This is a genomic window from Allobosea sp. GW823-FHT01F03, assembly GCF_058798075.1.
On record NZ_CM179505.1, the window covers coordinates 2550635 to 2566670 of the forward strand.

A 16036-nucleotide genomic window follows, 5' to 3' on the forward strand; every position below is an offset into this window, starting at 1 on the left:
TGGGCGTCTCCGCCTGCCTTCCGGAAACAGGGATATCGATCTGGCTGCAGATTAGAATTATAATAAATACGTAGTTCTTCCCAGTAAAGAGAATCATTTGACAGTCAAAAGTGATTTTCCTATTCGCTGATGCTGAAATTAAGGCAGGGTCCTTAGTTTAAAACGATTGCAAACTATCAAATGACTTCACTTCGGAAGTCTTCGGCTAGGACGGGATTGGGGCTATGGGCGATTACTCCGGTGGGCTGCGACATGGCGTGGCGCTTGGGGCTTTGGTGCTGGCGATGGCGGCGCCGGCGGCAGCGCAGCAACAGCGGCAGGCGGAACGCAGCGTCGGCGAGCCGGCCGTGACGCTCGACGCGATCGTCGTGCAGGGCGAGGCGGCGACGGCGGCCCCGTTGGTCGCTGGCCCGACGACGACGACGACGACACGTGCGGAGCTCGACCGGGCGCAGGTCCAGAGCATCCAGGAGTTGTCGCAGCGGCTGGAGGCCGGCATCACCTTCAACCGCAACAATGGTTCGGTGAACATTCGCGGCCTCGACGGCGCCCGCGTGCTGACGACGGTCGATGGCATCCGTCAGCCCTTCATCCAGGACAACCGCATCGACCGCAGTATCGGTACGGCCTTCGACTTCGATTCGCTGTCGACGCTTGATCTGTTGCGCGGCGGAAGCGGTGCCAGCACGCTCGGCTCGGGCGCCCTCGGCGGCGCGCTCGCGGTGCGCACGCTCGATCCTGAGGACCTCATCCGGCCCGGCAAGACCTTCGGGGGGCTCGCCAAGACGGGCTTTGACACGACCGACAAGGCCTGGTTCGGTAGCGGCGCCGTCGCTGGCCGGTTCAAGGATACCTGGCTGATGATCCAGGGCGGGCTGCGCCGCGGGCACGAAACAGAAAACCGCGGGAACAATCCGAGCATCGGCGCGACCCGCACCGAGCCGAACCCGGTCGACTTCAACCAGTACAGCTTCCTCGCCAAGCTGCATCAGTATGTGAACGAGGTGCACCGTTTCGGGCTGACCGGCGAGATCTTCAAGCGCTCCGACGAGATCCAGACGCGCACCAGTGCCGTCTCGCTCACCGGCAATTATCGCCCGGGTCGACACGCGACCCAGGAGGATGTCGAGCGCAAGCGCGTCTCGCTGACCTATGACTACAAGCTGCCGGGCGGCCTCATCGACGAGGCCCATGCCAATCTCTACTGGCAGGGCGTGACGCGGAACTCGATCCTCAATGCCTACCGCTTCACCAGCGTGATCGGGCCCTATGCCCGCAACAACGAGGTCGAGGAAAAGGCCTTCGGCTTCAACGGGCACCTGATCAAGAGCTTCATCACCGGCCCGGTGTCGCATCGGCTCCTGCTCGGTACGGAGCTGAGGTCATCGACGCTCGATCAGTATTCGGCCGGCCTGGACAGCTGCCGCAGGCCCTATACGGGCGCCTTCACCGCCTGCAACAACCTGCACAGCAACCAGTCCGACACGCCTCGCGTCGAGGGCAAGCTGGTTGCCTTCTATGCGCATCACCAGTTCGGTTTCCTCAACGACACGCTGCGCCTGACGCCCGGCGTCCGCTTCGACTGGTATGAGGAGGCTCCGAAGGCGACGGCGAGCTATATCGGCAGCGCAGCCTATAGCGGCAGAATGCCGGCCAGTTCGAGCGACGACGCCTGGTCGCCGCGCATCCGCCTCGAATACGATATCCTCAAGAATGCGCCCTATGTGAAGGATGTGACGCTGTTCGCGCAGTGGTCGAAGGGCTTCCGCGCTCCGACTGCCAGCGAGCTCTACGCGACCTTCGGCGCCGTCGGTACCTATCTTCGCACCGGCAATCCCGACCTGCGGCCGGAGACCAGCAACGGCATCGATGTCGGCGTCCGCTTCGGCGACAAGGCCCTCGGCGGCACGCTGACCTATTTCCACACCGATTATCGCAATTTCATCGAGCAGACGCAGATCGCCGCGCCCGGCGGGCTCTACCCGCAGGGCGGCATCACCGCCTATCAGAACGTCGCGCGGGCCCAGATCTCCGGCTTCGAGGCCAATATGCAATATGCCTTCGCGCCGAACTGGCTGGTGCGCGGCTCGTTCTCCTATGTCCAGGGCAAGAACAAGGACAACAATACGCATCTCAACTCGATCCCGCCGGTGCAGGGCATCGTCGCGGTCGCCTATGGCACGGATAACTGGGGGGCGGAGGTGTCGGCCAAATTGGCCGGGGCGCGCAAGGATGTCGCGGCTACGACCGGTACCTCGCAGGGCTTCCAGGCGCCGGGCTACGCGATCTTCAACGCCTCGGCCTGGTGGCGGCCGATGCCGCAGATCGCCGATCTCGAATTGCAGGTCGGCGTCTACAACATCTTCGACCGCAAGTACTGGGACGCGGTCAATGTGCCGACCGGCGTGCTCGCCCAGGCGCGCGACTATTACAGCGAGCCCGGCCGTACCGTGAAGGCGACGCTGAAATACCAGTTCTGAGCGCCGGCGCGCCTTGAACAGAAAGAGGCCGGCGTCCTTGACGCCGGCCTCTTTCTGTTTGTGAACCTGCCCTATCGCATCGGACCGAAAAGTGGACTCCGCTTTTCGGAAAACTCCGATGCGATAACACTGAGATAGATCACCGTGATCGCGTCCGAACGGACGCGCGGTGATCTAGCCGCGCAGCGGCTTCAGCGCGCCAGCCCATTTGCCGAGCTCGGTGAGCAGGTCGGCGGCGCTCTTGCGGTGCAGGTCGTTGGCGGCGAAGACCCCGTCCTTGATCGACTGGCCGACCATCGGAACCGTGACGGCTTCCATGATCGGCATCATCTTCAGGGTGGTGACGATCTGCTTGGTCAGCTGGACGGCGCGCAGCCCGCCGGAAACGCCGCCATAGCTGACGAAGGCGCAGGGCTTGTAGGTCCACTCGCCATAGACATAGTTCAGCGCATTCACGAGGGCTGGCGTCGGGCCGAAATTATATTCCGGCGTGACGAAGACATAGGCGTCCGCGGCCTCGACGCTGGCGCTCCAGCGCCTGGTGTGCTCGTGGATGTAGTCGCGCATGACGGGGTGCTTCGGCTCGTCATAGACCGGCAGCGCGAAGTCGGCGAGGTCGACGAGATGGGCATCGAAGCCGGGATGGGCCTGCGCGACCCCGTGAAACCAGTTGGCGACCGCCGGGCCGACGCGGCCGGGGCGGGTGCTGGCGATGATGGTGTGCAGCCGAAGCGTCATGCGGTTCTCCTGGAGCTGGGGCAGCAAAAGCCGCCATGCCGGGAGCGAGCTTAGCCTGTGCGGCATGCTCTCGGAACCGGGCCGTCACCCCGGGCTTGCCCCGGCATTCATCGTGGAGCTCGGCGCCCTAGGACGGATCCCGAAGCGGCGCCGCTTCGCGGCTTGTTCGGGATGACGAGCGCGTTTGCGGAGAATAGGCAGGCTCGCGCCGCTACGCCGCAGGCTCCTCGGGGCGTCGCCGGCGCGGGCCTTCCGTCAGGGACTTGAAGACGCCGCGCAGCGTGCGGGCTTCCTGCTCGGTCATTGCGAGGCGGTGCAGAATGTCGCGCAGATTGGCGCTCATGATCGCCTTCTTGCCCGGCGGGAAGAAGCCGCACTGGTCGAGCTCGGCCTCGACATAGTCGAACATCGAGAGCACCGTCGCCCGTGTCGCCGGCGGGGAGGGGTTGTTCTCGCGGAAGCTCGGCTCGCCGCCCGATGTCTTGAGCCATTCATAGCCGCAGAGCAGCACCGCCTGGGCGAGGTTGAGCGAGGCGAAGGCCGGGTTGACCGGGAAGGTCAGGATCGCGTCGGCGAAGCTGATCTCCTCATTGGTCAGGCCGATGCGCTCGCGCCCGAACAGGATGCCGACGCGCTCGCCGCCGCCGATCCGCTCGCCAAGGCCGGGCATCGCCTCGGCCGGGGTGTAAACCCGCTTCATCTGGCCGCGCTCGCGCGCCGTCGTCGCCAGCACATGGTTGAGATCGGCGATGGCCGAGGCGGTGTCCGGATAGAGCCTGGCATTGTCGAGGATATGGGTCGCGCCCGAGGCGGCCGAGGTCGCGCCCTTTTTCAGCCCGCCGCCGGTCGGCCAGCCGTCGCGCGGCGCGACGAGCCGCATCTCGGAGAGGCCGAAATTCGCCATGGCGCGGGCGCACATGCCGATATTCTCGGCGAGCTGGGGCTCGACCAGGATGACGATGGGAGCCTGCCCCGTGACGGGAGGGCGGGTGCGGTCGGTACCGGAGCCGGTCATGCGCGGAGTTTCCTGAAGCGGGCGCAGCTTTGCGCCTGCGGCCCGCGCGCCGTCAACCGGTCAGAGGGCATCGGGGAGCCGGAAATCACCGGCGTTTCCCCTGTTTTCTGCGCGCCCGTCGCTGTCCGGCGACTCAGCCGGCGGCCTGCTCCACCGCCCGCATCACCCGCAGCGTGTTGCCGGAGGCGAGCTTGGCGAGGTTCGCTTCCGACCAGCCGCGGCGCAGCAGTTCGGCGATCACGTTCGGGAAGGTCGAGACGTCTTCGAGCCCCTCGGGCACGGCGCCGCCGAAGAAGTCCGAGCCGATGCCGACATGGTCATGGCCGATGCGCTGCGCGAGATAGTCGAGATGGTCGCAATATTCGGCGAGCGTCGCCTTGGGGCGCGGACCGGACTTCCTGACGATCTCGGCCTCCGCCGCCTTGTAGTCGAGCCCGTCCGGCGTCTTGCCGTACTGGTCCTTGGCCGGCCGGTGCCAGTCGCGCGAGGCCTGGCTGATGAAGTCCGGCACGAAGGTCGCCATCACCACGCCGCCATTGCCGGCGACGCGGTCGAGCACGTCGTCGGGCACGTTGCGCGGGTGGTCGCAGAGCGAGAAGGCGTTGGAGTGCGACCAGACCACCGGCGCTGTGGTGACGTCGAGCACGTCATGCATCGCCTTCGGCGCGACATGGGCGAGGTCGATGACCATGCCGAGCCGGTTCATCCGGCCGATCACCGCCTTGCCGAAGGCCGAAAGCCCGTTATGGCGCGGCGCGTCGGTGGCTGAGTCGCACCAGTCATGCGTGCCGTTGTGGCAGAGCGTCATCAGGCGGACGCCGAGCCCGTGATAGGCGTCGAGCGCGTCGAGCTCGCCGTCGAGCGCCGAGCCGTTCTCGATCGTCATGAATAGGGCGATCCTGCCCTCGGCCTTGGCGGCGGCGACGTCGTCGGCGGCGAGGCCGGGCCGGAAGACGTCGGCATGGCGGGCGGTGACCGCGCGCATCAGCGCGATCTGCGCCAGGGCGAAGCCGGCCGGGTTCTTCTGGTTCGGCGGGACATAGGCCGCGAAGAACTGGCCGGCGAGCCGGCCGGCGCGCATCCGGGGAATGTCGGTATCTGTTTCGGGGTGGACCCGGCCGAGATCATAGGCGGCGACATCGCCCTTGGCCGCGGCGTCAAGCCGCAGGACATAGGGCATGTCGTTATGCCCGTCGATCAGGGCGACATGCTCCAGGAGCGTGAGCGCCCGCGCCTGCGCGGCGTCGGTGATGGGGGGCGAGGCGAGGGCCATGGCTTACCTTCGAAGGCAGGAATCGCGAGGCCCGATGGTGGCAGGAGCCGACCTGCTGCGCGAGTGCGAAAACCGTCTGGCCGCCATCGGTTTCGCGAGGTTTTCGCGCGCTATGCGGTTTCGAGCGTTTCGTATGCCCCAACCATGGTCGTATTTTTCCGTGAAGGGTGCGCAATTATCTTGCGAAAGAAGCTTGCAGGGCGGCAATTTCGTCCGGCAATTGCATATGCAAAGAGGCGCAGATTGCTTTTGACAGAAATGTGGCGCGGGTGGATTGTCGGCGGCGCAGACCGTTGCTAGCTCTGCGTCGCAATCGCATCCCGCATGCGTCGACGTCATGTCGACTCACAAGAACGGGCTGATTCGAGGGGACAGGCGTCGTCAATGGAAGTCTTCGTCCAGCAGCTCATCAATGGGCTGACCCTGGGGTCGATCTACGGCCTCATCGCCATCGGCTACACGATGGTCTTCGGCATCATCGGCATGGTGAATTTCGCCCATGGCGACGTCTTCATGCTCTCGGCTTTCATCGCGCTGATCTTCTTCATGCTGATCTCGGCCTGGCTCGGAGCCGGGCTGATCGTGCTGTCGCTGTTCTTCGTGCTGATCCTGGCGATGTTCTTCACCTCGCTGTGGAACTGGACGATCGAGCGGGTCGCCTACCGGCCGCTGCGCGGCTCGTTCCGCCTCGCGCCGCTGATCTCGGCGATCGGCATGTCGATCTTCCTGATGAACTTCGTCCAGGTCGTGCAGGGGCCGCGCAACAAGCCGACGCCGCCGATGCTGAACAAGTCGATCCTGCTGATCGACAGCGCGACCTACCCGGTCTCGATCTCCTACAAGCAGATCATCATCATCGTCTCGACGGTCGTGCTGCTGGCCGCCTTCTGGTTCATCGTGCAGAAGACCTCGCTCGGCCGGGCCCAGCGGGCCTGCGAGCAGGACCGCAAGATGGCGTCCCTGCTCGGCATCGACGTCGACCGCACGATCTCGATCACCTTCGTGATGGGCGCCGCGCTCGCAGCCGTCGCCGGCGTGATGTACCTCGTGCTCTACGGCGTGGTCTCCTTCCATGACGGCTTCGTGCCCGGCGTGAAGGCCTTCACTGCGGCGGTGCTCGGCGGCATCGGCTCGCTGCCCGGCGCCGTGCTTGGCGGGCTGCTGATCGGGCTGATCGAGGTGATGTGGTCGGCCTATTTCACCATCGACTACAAGGACGTCGCGGCCTTCTGCATCCTGGCGGTGGTGCTCGTGTTCATGCCTTCCGGCATCCTCGGCCGGCCCGAAGTCGAGAAGGTCTGACCCGATGGCCATCGACGCAACGACGCCGGCCAAGCGCCAGGCCGACATGATGGCGGCCCTGAAGGAAGCAGCCTTCGCCGGCCTGATCACCCTCGGCCTGTGCATCCCGATCATTTCCTGGGGCACGCGCCAGAACATCGAGAACCAGCTCGTCCTCGATCCGCGCTGGGACACGGTCGCCTGGGCGGTGGCGATCGTCTTTGTCGGGCGCTTCCTGATGGCGCTGCGCAAGCAGACGCGCGATCCGAACAAGCCGGCTGTCCGGCTCCTGCCGCATGGCACGATCGGCTTCTTCCAGCGCCATTCCGGCCTGTTCTCGCTGTTCGGCCTCGGCTTCCTGATCGTCTTCCCGATCATCGCGATCACGCTCGCGGGCTGGGGCGGAGCGCTGAAATGGATCGACAATTTCGGCGTCCAGATCCTGATCTACGTGATGCTCGGCTGGGGGCTGAACATCGTCGTCGGCCTCGCCGGCCTGCTCGATCTCGGCTATGTCGCCTTCTACGCGGTCGGCGCCTATTCCTACGCGCTGCTGGCCAAGAATTTCGGCTTGTCCTTCTGGATCCTGCTGCCGCTCTCGGGGATCCTGGCCGCCTTCTGGGGCATGCTGCTCGGCTTCCCCGTCCTGCGCCTGCGCGGCGACTATCTCGCCATCGTCACGCTCGCCTTCGGCGAGATCATCCGCCTCGTCCTGGTCAACTGGACGGATTTCTCGAACGGCTATGCCGGCATCTCCGGCATTCCGCGGCCGACCTTCTTCGGCATCCCGTTCACCGCGGCGGATAACGGCTTCGCCGCTGTGTTCGGGCTGGAGTTCACACCGCTCTACCGGACGATCTTCCTCTATTACGTCATCCTCTGCCTGGCGCTGCTCACCGCCTTCGTCAGCCTGAGGCTCCGGCGCCTGCCGGTCGGGCGCGCCTGGGAGGCGCTGCGCGAGGACGAGATCGCCTGCCGCTCGCTCGGCATCAACACCACCAACACCAAGCTGACGGCGTTCTCGCTCGGAGCGATGTTCGGCGGCTTCGCCGGCTCGTTCTTCGCGGCGCGGCAGGGCTTCATCTCACCTGAATCCTTCGTCTTCATGGAATCGGCGATCATCCTCGCCATCGTCGTGCTCGGCGGCATGGGCTCGCTCTGGGGCTGCGCCATCGCGGCGATCGCGATGATCGGCGGCACCGAGCTTTTGCGCGAACTCGACTTCCTGAAGCAGGTCTTCGGCAATGATTTCGACCCGACCAAGTACCGGATGCTGATCTTCGGCTTCGCCATGGTGGTGATCATGATCTGGAAGCCGCGCGGGCTGATCTCGACCCGCGAGCCTTCGGCCTTCCTCAAGGAGAAGAAGGCGATCTCGGCCGACATGGTCCAGGAAGGGCACGGCTGATGAGCGATGCGATCACCCTGCTCAAGGTCGAGCATCTGACGATGCGCTTCGGCGGTCTGACCGCCGTGAACGATCTCTCCTTCGAGGCACGCACCGGCGAGATCACCGCGCTGATCGGGCCCAACGGCGCCGGCAAGACCACGGTGTTCAACTGCATCACCGGCTTCTACAAGCCGACCGAGGGGCGGATGGCGCTGATCCATCCGCTGCCGGACACCGACCAGCTGATCGCCGACACGACCCAGCGCGGCGTCTCCTCGATCAACCGGGCCTCCGTCCATCTGCTCGAGCGGATGCCGGATTTCCGCATCGCCTGGGAAGCGAAGATCGGCCGGACCTTCCAGAACATCCGCCTGTTCAGCGGCATGACGGTGCTCGAGAATCTCCTGGTCGCGCAGCACAACCCGCTGATGATCGCCTCGGGGTTCACCTTTCTCGGGGTGCTCGGCGCCCGCAGCTACAAGGTGCGGGAAAAGCAGGCGATCGAGAAGGCCAAGTTCTGGCTGGAGAAGATCAACCTGATCCATCGGGCCGACGACCCGGCCGGTGATCTGCCCTATGGCGATCAGCGCCGGCTCGAGATCGCCCGCGCGATGTGCACCGACCCGGTGCTGCTTTGCCTCGACGAGCCGGCCGCCGGCCTCAACCCGCGCGAGAGCCTCGAACTCAACACCCTGCTCCTGTCGATCCGCAAGGATCTCGGCACGGCGCTGCTGCTGATCGAACACGACATGTCGGTGGTGATGGAAATTTCGGACCATGTCGTGGTGCTCGACTACGGCACCAAGATCGCCGACGGGACGCCGAAGGAGATTCAGGCGGACCCGAAGGTCATCGCCGCCTATCTCGGCGTCGACGACGAAGAGGTCGCGGCCGTGGAAGCGGAGGTCGGCCTATGAGCGAGGCACAGCCGCTGCTGCGCGTTCGCGGCGTCAAGACCTTCTACGGCAAGATCATCGCGCTGAAAGGGGTCGATATCGACGTCAACCAGGGCGAGATCGTCACGATGATCGGTGCCAACGGTGCCGGCAAGTCGACGCTGATGATGACGATCTTCGGCAATCCGCAGGCCCGTGAAGGCACCGTCACCTATGACGGACGCGACATCACGCGGATGCCGAGCCACGAGATCGCCCGCATCGGCATCGCCCAGTCGCCGGAAGGGCGCCGGATCTTCCCGCGCATGACCGTGCTGGAGAACCTGCAGATGGGCGCGGCCGTCGCGGGGCTGCAGTATTTCGACGAAGACCTCGAGAAGATGTGCACGCTCTTTCCGCGGGTGAAGGAGCGGCTGCAGCAGCGCGGGGGCACCCTGTCCGGCGGCGAGCAGCAGATGGTGGCGATCGCGCGCGCGCTGATGGCGCGGCCGAAGCTGCTCCTGCTCGATGAGCCTTCGCTCGGTCTCGCGCCGCTGATCGTCAAGCAGATCTTCGAGGCGATCGCCGAGCTCAACCGCAGCCAGGGGCTGACCGTCTTCCTGGTCGAGCAGAACGCCTTCCATGCGCTGAAGCTCGCCCATCGCGGCTATGTCATGGTCAACGGCCTGATCACCATGAGCGGTTCGGGCAAGGAGCTCCTCGCCAATCCGCAGGTGCGTGCCGCCTATCTCGAAGGCGGGCGGCATTGAAGGCGTCGGTTCGGAGCGGCGCAGGCCGGATGGGAGCACGGTGATGCAGGGCATCCTCTACGAAGAGCCGACGATCTGGCTGTTCCTTCTCGTCACGGTGGTGATCGGCGGCTGGGCCGCCTGGATGACGGGCCGGGCGGTGGCGATCACCTGGCGGCCCTTCCTGCAGCTCGTCGCCTATACGCTGGTGCTTGGCCTGGTCATCCGCTTCATCCATTTCGCCCTGTTCGAGGCGACCTTGCTGACCCTCCACTACTACCTGGTCGACACGCTGGTGCTGTTCGCCTTCGGCCTGGCGGGCTGGCGTTACAACCGCACGCGGCAGATGACGACCCAGTATCGCTGGCTCTACGAGCGCACCGGCCCTTTCACCTGGAAGGCCCGGGAAAGCGCCTGAAAGGGGCGAAAAGCACCACGAAAGTTCACGTCCTTGCCGCGTGACAGCATCCTGAAAAAGCGCAAGACTGCGCTCCACGGTGGCACCACGCGCCGAGACGGGCCGGCTCCTGGCCGACCCGTTCAATGAAAGACAGGGGAGTCACGAGACATGAAGAAACTGCTCTTGGGCGGAATCGCCCTTGGCGCGGTCCTCGCCTTTTCCGGCGTGGCGAATGCACAGATCAAGCTCGGCGTCGGCGGCCCGCTGACCGGCCCGAACGCGGCCTTCGGGGCGCAGCTCAAGAACGGCGCCGAGCAGGCGGTGGAGGACATCAACGCGGCCGGCGGCGTGCTCGGCCAGAAGATCACGATCACGCTCGGCGACGACGTCTCGGATCCGAAGCAGGGCGTCTCGGTCGCCAACAAGTTCGTCGGCGACGGCGTGAAATGGGTGCTCGGCCACTTCAATTCCGGCGTCACCATGCCGGCATCGGAAGTCTATGCCGAGAACGGCATCCTGATGATCAGCCCGTCGGCGACCAACCCGAAGATCACCGAGCGCGGTCTGTGGAACGTCTTCCGCACCTGCGGACGTGACGACCAGCAGGGCGGCGTCGCGGCCGAGTACATCGCCAAGACCCTGAAGGGCAAGAAGATCGCGATCGTCCACGACAAGACGACCTATGGCCAGGGCCTCGCCGACGAGACCCGCAAGGGCCTGACCAAGGCGGGCGTCAAGGACGTGCTCTATGAAGGCGTCAACGCCGGCGAGAAGGACTTCTCGGCGCTGATCTCGAAGCTGAAGTCGACGGGCGCGGACTATCTCTACTGGGGCGGCCTGCACACCGAGGGCGGCCTGATCGTGCGCCAGATGCGCGACCAGGGCCTCAAGACCGTGCTGATCTCGGGCGACGGCATCACCACCGACGAGTTCGCCACGATCGGCGGGCCGGGCGTCGAGGGCACGCTGATGACCTTCCCGCCGGATCCGCAGAAGCGTCCGGAGGCGGCCGCCGTCCTGAAGAAGTTCGAGGCCCGCAAGTTCAAGCCGGAAGCCTACACCCTGTACAGCTATGCCGCGGTGCAGATCATGGCCGAAGGCGCCAAGCGCGCGAACTCGATCGATCCGAAGAAGATCGCTGCGGCCCTGCAGGGCGGCGCGCCGGTCGACACGGTGATCGGCAAGCTCGGCTTCGACAAGAAGGGCGACATCACCCGCCCGGACTACACGATCTACACCTGGAAGAAGGGCGCCGACGGCAAGATCACCTATGTCGAGAACTGATCTCGGCGGCTGATCTTTCTCAGGCCTGAAACGAGCCCGCTCCGGAGCGATCCGGGGCGGGTTTTCGTTGACGGGTATCGGCCCATCTTCGCAACAGGTGACCCATCGCGCCGGCTTCGTACCGCCCGTCAGGACACGGTGCGAGCCTGCCGAGCCGGGGGGGATTCCGCACCGAGGCCAAGGCCATGCTAAACTGGCAGTGGGTCGGTCGCCTTGCCCGTCTCCGAATTTGGACAGGCCAACCGATGCGACGCGTCCCGGAACGCGGAACAGGACGGGAGGGTCGAGCGATGCGTGTCGGATGGACTGAACTTGCCGCCGCCGCTGGTCTGCTGGTGCTGACGGCGAGCGCCGGCCAGGCCCAGACTGCCGAGATGAGCTTCTTCGTGACGAGCGCCGGCTCCGGCAAGGGAGCCGATCTCGGTGGGCTCGCCGGCGCCGATGCGATCTGCCAGCGTCTCGCCCAGGCGGTCGGCGCCGGCGGCAAGACCTGGCGGGCCTATCTCTCGACGCAGGCGGCGGACGGGGCGGCGGCGGTGAATGCGCGCGACCGGATCGGCGCCGGACCCTGGCGCAACGCCAAGGGGGCGGTGATCGCGAGCAGCCTCGCCGAGCTGCATGGCGCCGCGGCGAACCTCACCAAGCAGACCGCGCTCACTGAGAAGGGCGAGATCGTCAATGGCCGCGGCGACACGCCCAACCAGCACGACATCCTGACGGGCTCGCAAGCCGACGGCACGGCCTTCGGCCCGGGCGAGGACCGGACCTGTGGCAACTATACCAGGAGCGGAACCGAGGGCGTCGTGATGCTCGGCCACCATGACCGCTCGGGACTGGACGATTCGGCGGCCGCGAAATCCTGGAACATGTCGCATCTGTCGCGCGGCTGCAGCCAGGATGCTCTGAGGAGCACTGGTGGAGCCGGACTGCTCTACTGCTTCGCCGCGAACTGACGTGATCCGCGGCACACGGCCGAAGTGCGATGCGAGGGGCCGTATGCAGGGCACGAGCCCGACCCGAAATGGATCGGGGCGGGATCGTGCTGGCGTCCGTCAGTGCCGCAGGACGCTGAGGCTGCGCATGAAGCCGGCGAAGCGCAGCAGCCCGTCCGGCCAGGGGCCGTGGCCGGATTCCGCGTTGAGATGCCCGCTCTCGCCGGCATCGACGAATTCGGAGCCCCAGGCTTCGGCCAGCGCCTTCGCTTCCTCGGGCGTGCAGTAGCTGTCATTGGTGCTGGCGATCAGCACCGAGCGGAAGGGCAGGGGCTCGCGCCGGTGCTCGATGAAGTCGGCGCCCATGCCCGGGATGGAGCGCTTGGCCCGCTCGGCGGCCGGAGCGACCAGGAAAGCTCCGGCGACCTCTCCCGGCTTCAGGTGCTCGGCCGCATGCGCGACGGCGCTGACCCCGCAGGAATGGGCGACGAGGACGACCGGCTTGGTCGCGGCGCGCACCGCCGCGACGATGCGGTTCGCCCAGGCGTCGCGGGCCGGCTTGTACCAGTCCTCCTGCTCGACGAGGCGGGCGCTGGAGAGCTTGGCGACCCAGCGGCTCTGCCAATGGTCCGGCCCGGAGCCGGACCAGCCGGGGATGATGAGGATGTCGGCGTCGGAGGTCTTCATGGCCGCTAGATAGCCATGAAGACGCCGATGTCCATAGACGCAGCCCTCAAGCCTCGCCGAACACGCGGCGGAAGATCGTGTCGACGTGCTTGAAGTGGTAGCCCTCGTCGAACATCGCCTCGAGTTCGGCAACCGAGAGCCGCGAGGTCACGTCCTTGTCGGCCTTGAGATTGGTGAGGAAGTCCTCGCCATGCTCCCAGGTGCGCATCGCATTGCGCTGGACCAGGCTGTAGCTCTCCTCGCGGCTGGCGCCGGCCTGGGTCAGAGCGAGCAGGACGCGCTGCGAATTGTGCAGGCCGCCGAGCCGGTCGAGGTTCTTCCTCATGTTCTGCGGATAGATCAGCAGCTTGTCGACGACGCCGGTCAGGCGGGCGAGCGCGAAATCGAGCGTCACCGTGGCGTCGGGGCCGATCATGCGCTCGACCGAGGAGTGCGAGATGTCGCGCTCATGCCAGAGAGCGACGTTCTCCAGCGCCGGGGTGACCATGCCGCGCACCAGCCGGGCGAGGCCGGTCAGGTTCTCGGTCAGCACCGGGTTGCGCTTGTGCGGCATCGCCGAGGAGCCCTTCTGGCCCGGCGAGAAATACTCCTCGGCCTCGTAGACCTCGGTGCGCTGGAGATGGCGGATCTCGGTCGCGAGGCGCTCGACGCAGGAGGCGACGACGCCGAGCGTGGCGAAGAACATGGCGTGGCGGTCGCGCGGGATCACCTGGGTCGAGACCGGCTCGACGGTCAGCCCCATCTTGGCCGCGACATGCTCCTCGACCCGCGGGTCGATATTGGCGAAGGTGCCGACGGCGCCGGAGATGGCGCCGGTCGCGATCTCGGCCTTCGCGGCGACGAGGCGGGCGCGGCAACGGTCGAACTCGGCATAGGCCTGGGCGAGCTTCAGGCCGAAGGTCACCGGCTCGGCATGGATGCCGTGCGAGCGGCCGATGGTCGGGGTCAGCTTGTGCTCGAAGGCGCGGCGCTTGATGGCGGCGAGCAGCGCGTCGACATCGGCGATCAGGATGTCGGCGGCGCGGGCGAGCTGCACGGCGAGCGTGGTGTCGAGCACGTCCGAGGAGGTCATGCCCTGGTGGACGAAGCGGGCTTCGGGGCCGACGATCTCGGCGAGATGCGTCAGGAAGGCGATGACGTCATGCTTGGTGACGCGCTCGATCTCGTCGATGCGGGCGACATCGAAGACGGCGTCCCTGGCCTTGGCCCAGATCGTCGCCGCGGCCTCCTTGGGAACGACGCCGAGCTCGGCGAGTTTATCGGTGGCGTGGGCCTCGATCTCGAACCAGATGCGGAAGCGCGCCTGCGGCTCCCAGATCGCGACCATTTCGGGGCGGGAATAGCGGGGGATCATCGGCGGGCTCGCAACTGGACAGAGGGTTCCTTTCGCGCTCGCTAGCACGTGCGGGCCGTGGACGGAAATGCCGGGGCCGCTGCTGACAGCTTCGGACCATCGCCTTGCCTAGCGTCCGCGCCGGCTGGGGGGCGGTGCTCTTCCTCCCGAGAGCGCCGGCAGACCCAAAGGAGGAGAATGCAGATGTCCTATGTCGATGGTTTCGTCGCGGCCGTGCCGGCCGCCAATCGCGAGGCCTATGCCGAGCATGCCCGCAAGGCTGCGCCGCTGTTCAGGGAATATGGCGCGACGAAGGTCGCCGAGTACTGGGGCGACGATGTCCCGCGCGGCAAGCAGACCGATTTCTTCCGCGCCGTCGAGGCCAAGGAGGACGAGGTCGTCGTCTTCTCCTGGGTGGAATGGCCGAGCAAGGCGGCGCGCGATGCCGGCTGGGAGAAGATCATGGCCGATCCGCGCATGCAGCCCGGCGCCAATCCGATGCCTTTCGACGGCAAGCGCCTGATCTATGGCGGCTTCGCGCAGATCGAACTTTGAACGTTCGATGTTTGGGAGGCTGACGGGAGCAGCGCGGCCTCATCCTGAGGAGGCCGCGTCAGCGGCCGTCTCGAAGGGGGGGCAGTTGGTTCTGGAGCCTCCTGAAGCATCCTTTGAGACGCCATTCCTCTGGGGAATGGCTCCTCAGGATGTGAGGGTGCCGAAGAAACCTAGACCCAGTCGCCGCGCGCCGCTTCGGCCGCCTTGCGGATCGCGGCGATGTTGCCGGCATAGGCCGAGGGGCCGCCCTTGAACACGGCCGAGCCGGCGACCAGCACATTGGCGCCGGCCTTCGCCGCGAGCGGTGCCGTCTCTGGCGTCGCGCCGCCGTCGATCTCGAGCGCGATCGGCCGTTCGCCGATCAGGGCGCGGACCCGCGCGATCTTGTCGACCACCGAATGGATGAAGCTCTGGCCGCCGAAGCCGGGATTCACCGTCATCAAGAGGATGAGATCGAGGTCGTCGAGCAGGGGCTCGATGGCGCTCGCCGGGGTGCCGGGATTGAGCACGATGCCGGCCTGCTTGCCCTGCGCCTTGATCGCCTGGATCGTGCGATGCGGATGCGGCCCCGCTTCGACATGGAAGGAGATCAGGTCGGCACCGGCCTTGGCGAAGGCCTCGATGTAAGGATCGACCGGGGCGATCATCAAATGGACGTCGAAGAACTTCTTCGTATGCGGCCGGATCGCCTTCAGCACATCGGGGCCAAAGGTGATGTTGGGCACGAAATGCCCGTCCATCACGTCGCAATGAATCCAGTCGGCGCCGGCTTCGTCGATGGCGCGGACTTCCTCGCCGAGCTTGGCGAAGTCGGCGGAGAGGATGGAGGGGGCGATGCGGATCGGGTTTTTCATGCGCGGCGTTTAGCCTGTTTCGCGCTTGTGCGGAACCTCCACTTCGTCATCCCGGGGCAGGCCGCGAGCCTGAGCCCGGAACCCATGAACATGACGCATAGGATGGAAGCGCGGCAATCGCAGCGCCCTTCATTGGAAAGCCTGTGTTCATGGATTCCGGGCTCTTCGCTGCGCGAAGCCCCGGAAAGAC

The 16036-nt window shown here is 66.0% G+C and carries 15 protein-coding genes; 9 read left to right on the forward strand and 6 right to left on the reverse strand.

The features are described 5' to 3' along the window. The first annotated feature begins 224 nt into the window (after positions 1-224). The gene (locus tag AC3RCC_RS12145; RefSeq protein WP_291638774.1) at positions 225-2480 is read left to right on the forward strand and encodes a TonB-dependent hemoglobin/transferrin/lactoferrin family receptor; all 2256 of its coding nucleotides are present in this window, start codon (positions 225-227) and stop codon (positions 2478-2480) included. Positions 2481-2654: 174 nt separating this feature from the next. Here AC3RCC_RS12145 and AC3RCC_RS12150 read toward each other — a convergent pair whose 3' ends face one another. The 3 genes from AC3RCC_RS12150 to AC3RCC_RS12160 all read right to left on the reverse strand — a co-directional run bounded on the left by AC3RCC_RS12150 (position 2655) and on the right by AC3RCC_RS12160 (position 5506). Then, positions 2655-3218 carry an NADPH-dependent FMN reductase gene (locus tag AC3RCC_RS12150; protein WP_291638773.1) on the reverse strand — a complete coding sequence of 188 codons (564 nt, stop codon included), beginning with the start codon at positions 3216-3218 and terminating at the stop codon, positions 2655-2657. Between the two features lie 211 nt (positions 3219-3429). Then, on the reverse strand, positions 3430-4233 hold the full coding sequence (locus AC3RCC_RS12155; protein ID WP_492258556.1) for an RNA methyltransferase: 804 nt from the start codon (positions 4231-4233) through the stop codon (positions 3430-3432). 133 nt (positions 4234-4366) lie between these two features. Continuing rightward, a complete protein-coding gene (locus AC3RCC_RS12160; protein WP_492258557.1) occupies positions 4367-5506 on the reverse strand; it encodes a dipeptidase in 1140 nt (379 codons plus the stop codon). 384 nt (positions 5507-5890) lie between these two features. On the opposite strand from AC3RCC_RS12160, the gene AC3RCC_RS12165 reads away from it, so the two are divergent. From AC3RCC_RS12165 to AC3RCC_RS12195, 7 genes are all read left to right on the forward strand, one after another. Beyond that, positions 5891-6808, forward strand: coding sequence for a branched-chain amino acid ABC transporter permease (locus AC3RCC_RS12165; protein WP_291638770.1), 918 nt, complete (start codon positions 5891-5893; stop codon positions 6806-6808). Between the two features lie 4 nt (positions 6809-6812). Continuing rightward, on the forward strand, positions 6813-8195 hold the full coding sequence (gene livM, locus AC3RCC_RS12170; RefSeq protein WP_291638769.1) for a high-affinity branched-chain amino acid ABC transporter permease LivM: 1383 nt from the start codon (positions 6813-6815) through the stop codon (positions 8193-8195). Next, a complete protein-coding gene (locus tag AC3RCC_RS12175) occupies positions 8195-9094 on the forward strand; it encodes an ABC transporter ATP-binding protein (protein ID WP_291638768.1) in 900 nt (299 codons plus the stop codon). The genes livM and AC3RCC_RS12175 overlap by 1 nt, the downstream gene beginning before the upstream one ends. Then, positions 9091-9822 (forward strand): ABC transporter ATP-binding protein, encoded by a 732-nt coding sequence (locus AC3RCC_RS12180; RefSeq protein ID WP_291638767.1) that lies wholly within the window; start codon positions 9091-9093, stop codon positions 9820-9822. Before AC3RCC_RS12175 ends, AC3RCC_RS12180 begins: the two co-directional genes overlap by 4 nt. 43 nt (positions 9823-9865) lie before the next feature. Then, entirely contained in the window at positions 9866-10219 is a 354-nt protein-coding gene (locus AC3RCC_RS12185; protein WP_291638766.1) for a DUF6867 family protein, read from the forward strand. Positions 10220-10369: 150 nt separating this feature from the next. Further along, positions 10370-11485, forward strand: coding sequence for a branched-chain amino acid ABC transporter substrate-binding protein (locus tag AC3RCC_RS12190; RefSeq protein ID WP_492258558.1), 1116 nt, complete (start codon positions 10370-10372; stop codon positions 11483-11485). 290 nt (positions 11486-11775) lie between these two features. Further along, entirely contained in the window at positions 11776-12438 is a 663-nt protein-coding gene (locus AC3RCC_RS12195) for a hypothetical protein (protein ID WP_452118944.1), read from the forward strand. 99 nt (positions 12439-12537) lie between these two features. On the opposite strand, the gene AC3RCC_RS12200 is transcribed toward AC3RCC_RS12195, so the two are convergent. Continuing rightward, the gene (locus AC3RCC_RS12200) at positions 12538-13104 is read right to left on the reverse strand and encodes an RBBP9/YdeN family alpha/beta hydrolase (protein ID WP_492258559.1); all 567 of its coding nucleotides are present in this window, start codon (positions 13102-13104) and stop codon (positions 12538-12540) included. Positions 13105-13150: 46 nt separating this feature from the next. After that, complete coding sequence (gene purB, locus AC3RCC_RS12205; RefSeq protein ID WP_492258560.1) at positions 13151-14458, reverse strand: adenylosuccinate lyase; 1308 nt, start codon at positions 14456-14458, stop codon at positions 13151-13153. Between the two features lie 183 nt (positions 14459-14641). On the opposite strand from purB, the gene AC3RCC_RS12210 reads away from it, so the two are divergent. Further along, positions 14642-14992 carry a DUF1428 domain-containing protein gene (locus tag AC3RCC_RS12210; protein ID WP_291638761.1) on the forward strand — a complete coding sequence of 117 codons (351 nt, stop codon included), beginning with the start codon at positions 14642-14644 and terminating at the stop codon, positions 14990-14992. Positions 14993-15162: 170 nt separating this feature from the next. Here the strand turns inward: AC3RCC_RS12210 and rpe are convergent, their stop codons facing one another. Next, a complete protein-coding gene (rpe, locus tag AC3RCC_RS12215; protein ID WP_492258561.1) occupies positions 15163-15846 on the reverse strand; it encodes a ribulose-phosphate 3-epimerase in 684 nt (227 codons plus the stop codon). Positions 15847-16036 lie beyond the last annotated feature (190 nt).

Coding starts and splice junctions, on each gene's coding strand:
- AC3RCC_RS12145 (WP_291638774.1), top strand. CDS start 225: ATGGGCGATTACTCCGGTGGGCTGCGACATGGCGTGGCGCTTGGGGCT.
- AC3RCC_RS12150 (WP_291638773.1), bottom strand. CDS start 3,218: ATGACGCTTCGGCTGCACACCATCATCGCCAGCACCCGCCCCGGCCGC.
- AC3RCC_RS12155 (WP_492258556.1), bottom strand. CDS start 4,233: ATGACCGGCTCCGGTACCGACCGCACCCGCCCTCCCGTCACGGGGCAG.
- AC3RCC_RS12160 (WP_492258557.1), bottom strand. CDS start 5,506: ATGGCCCTCGCCTCGCCCCCCATCACCGACGCCGCGCAGGCGCGGGCG.
- AC3RCC_RS12165 (WP_291638770.1), top strand. CDS start 5,891: ATGGAAGTCTTCGTCCAGCAGCTCATCAATGGGCTGACCCTGGGGTCG.
- livM (WP_291638769.1), top strand. CDS start 6,813: ATGGCCATCGACGCAACGACGCCGGCCAAGCGCCAGGCCGACATGATG.
- AC3RCC_RS12175 (WP_291638768.1), top strand. CDS start 8,195: ATGAGCGATGCGATCACCCTGCTCAAGGTCGAGCATCTGACGATGCGC.
- AC3RCC_RS12180 (WP_291638767.1), top strand. CDS start 9,091: ATGAGCGAGGCACAGCCGCTGCTGCGCGTTCGCGGCGTCAAGACCTTC.
- AC3RCC_RS12185 (WP_291638766.1), top strand. CDS start 9,866: ATGCAGGGCATCCTCTACGAAGAGCCGACGATCTGGCTGTTCCTTCTC.
- AC3RCC_RS12190 (WP_492258558.1), top strand. CDS start 10,370: ATGAAGAAACTGCTCTTGGGCGGAATCGCCCTTGGCGCGGTCCTCGCC.
- AC3RCC_RS12195 (WP_452118944.1), top strand. CDS start 11,776: ATGCGTGTCGGATGGACTGAACTTGCCGCCGCCGCTGGTCTGCTGGTG.
- AC3RCC_RS12200 (WP_492258559.1), bottom strand. CDS start 13,104: ATGAAGACCTCCGACGCCGACATCCTCATCATCCCCGGCTGGTCCGGC.
- purB (WP_492258560.1), bottom strand. CDS start 14,458: ATGATCCCCCGCTATTCCCGCCCCGAAATGGTCGCGATCTGGGAGCCG.
- AC3RCC_RS12210 (WP_291638761.1), top strand. CDS start 14,642: ATGTCCTATGTCGATGGTTTCGTCGCGGCCGTGCCGGCCGCCAATCGC.
- rpe (WP_492258561.1), bottom strand. CDS start 15,846: ATGAAAAACCCGATCCGCATCGCCCCCTCCATCCTCTCCGCCGACTTC.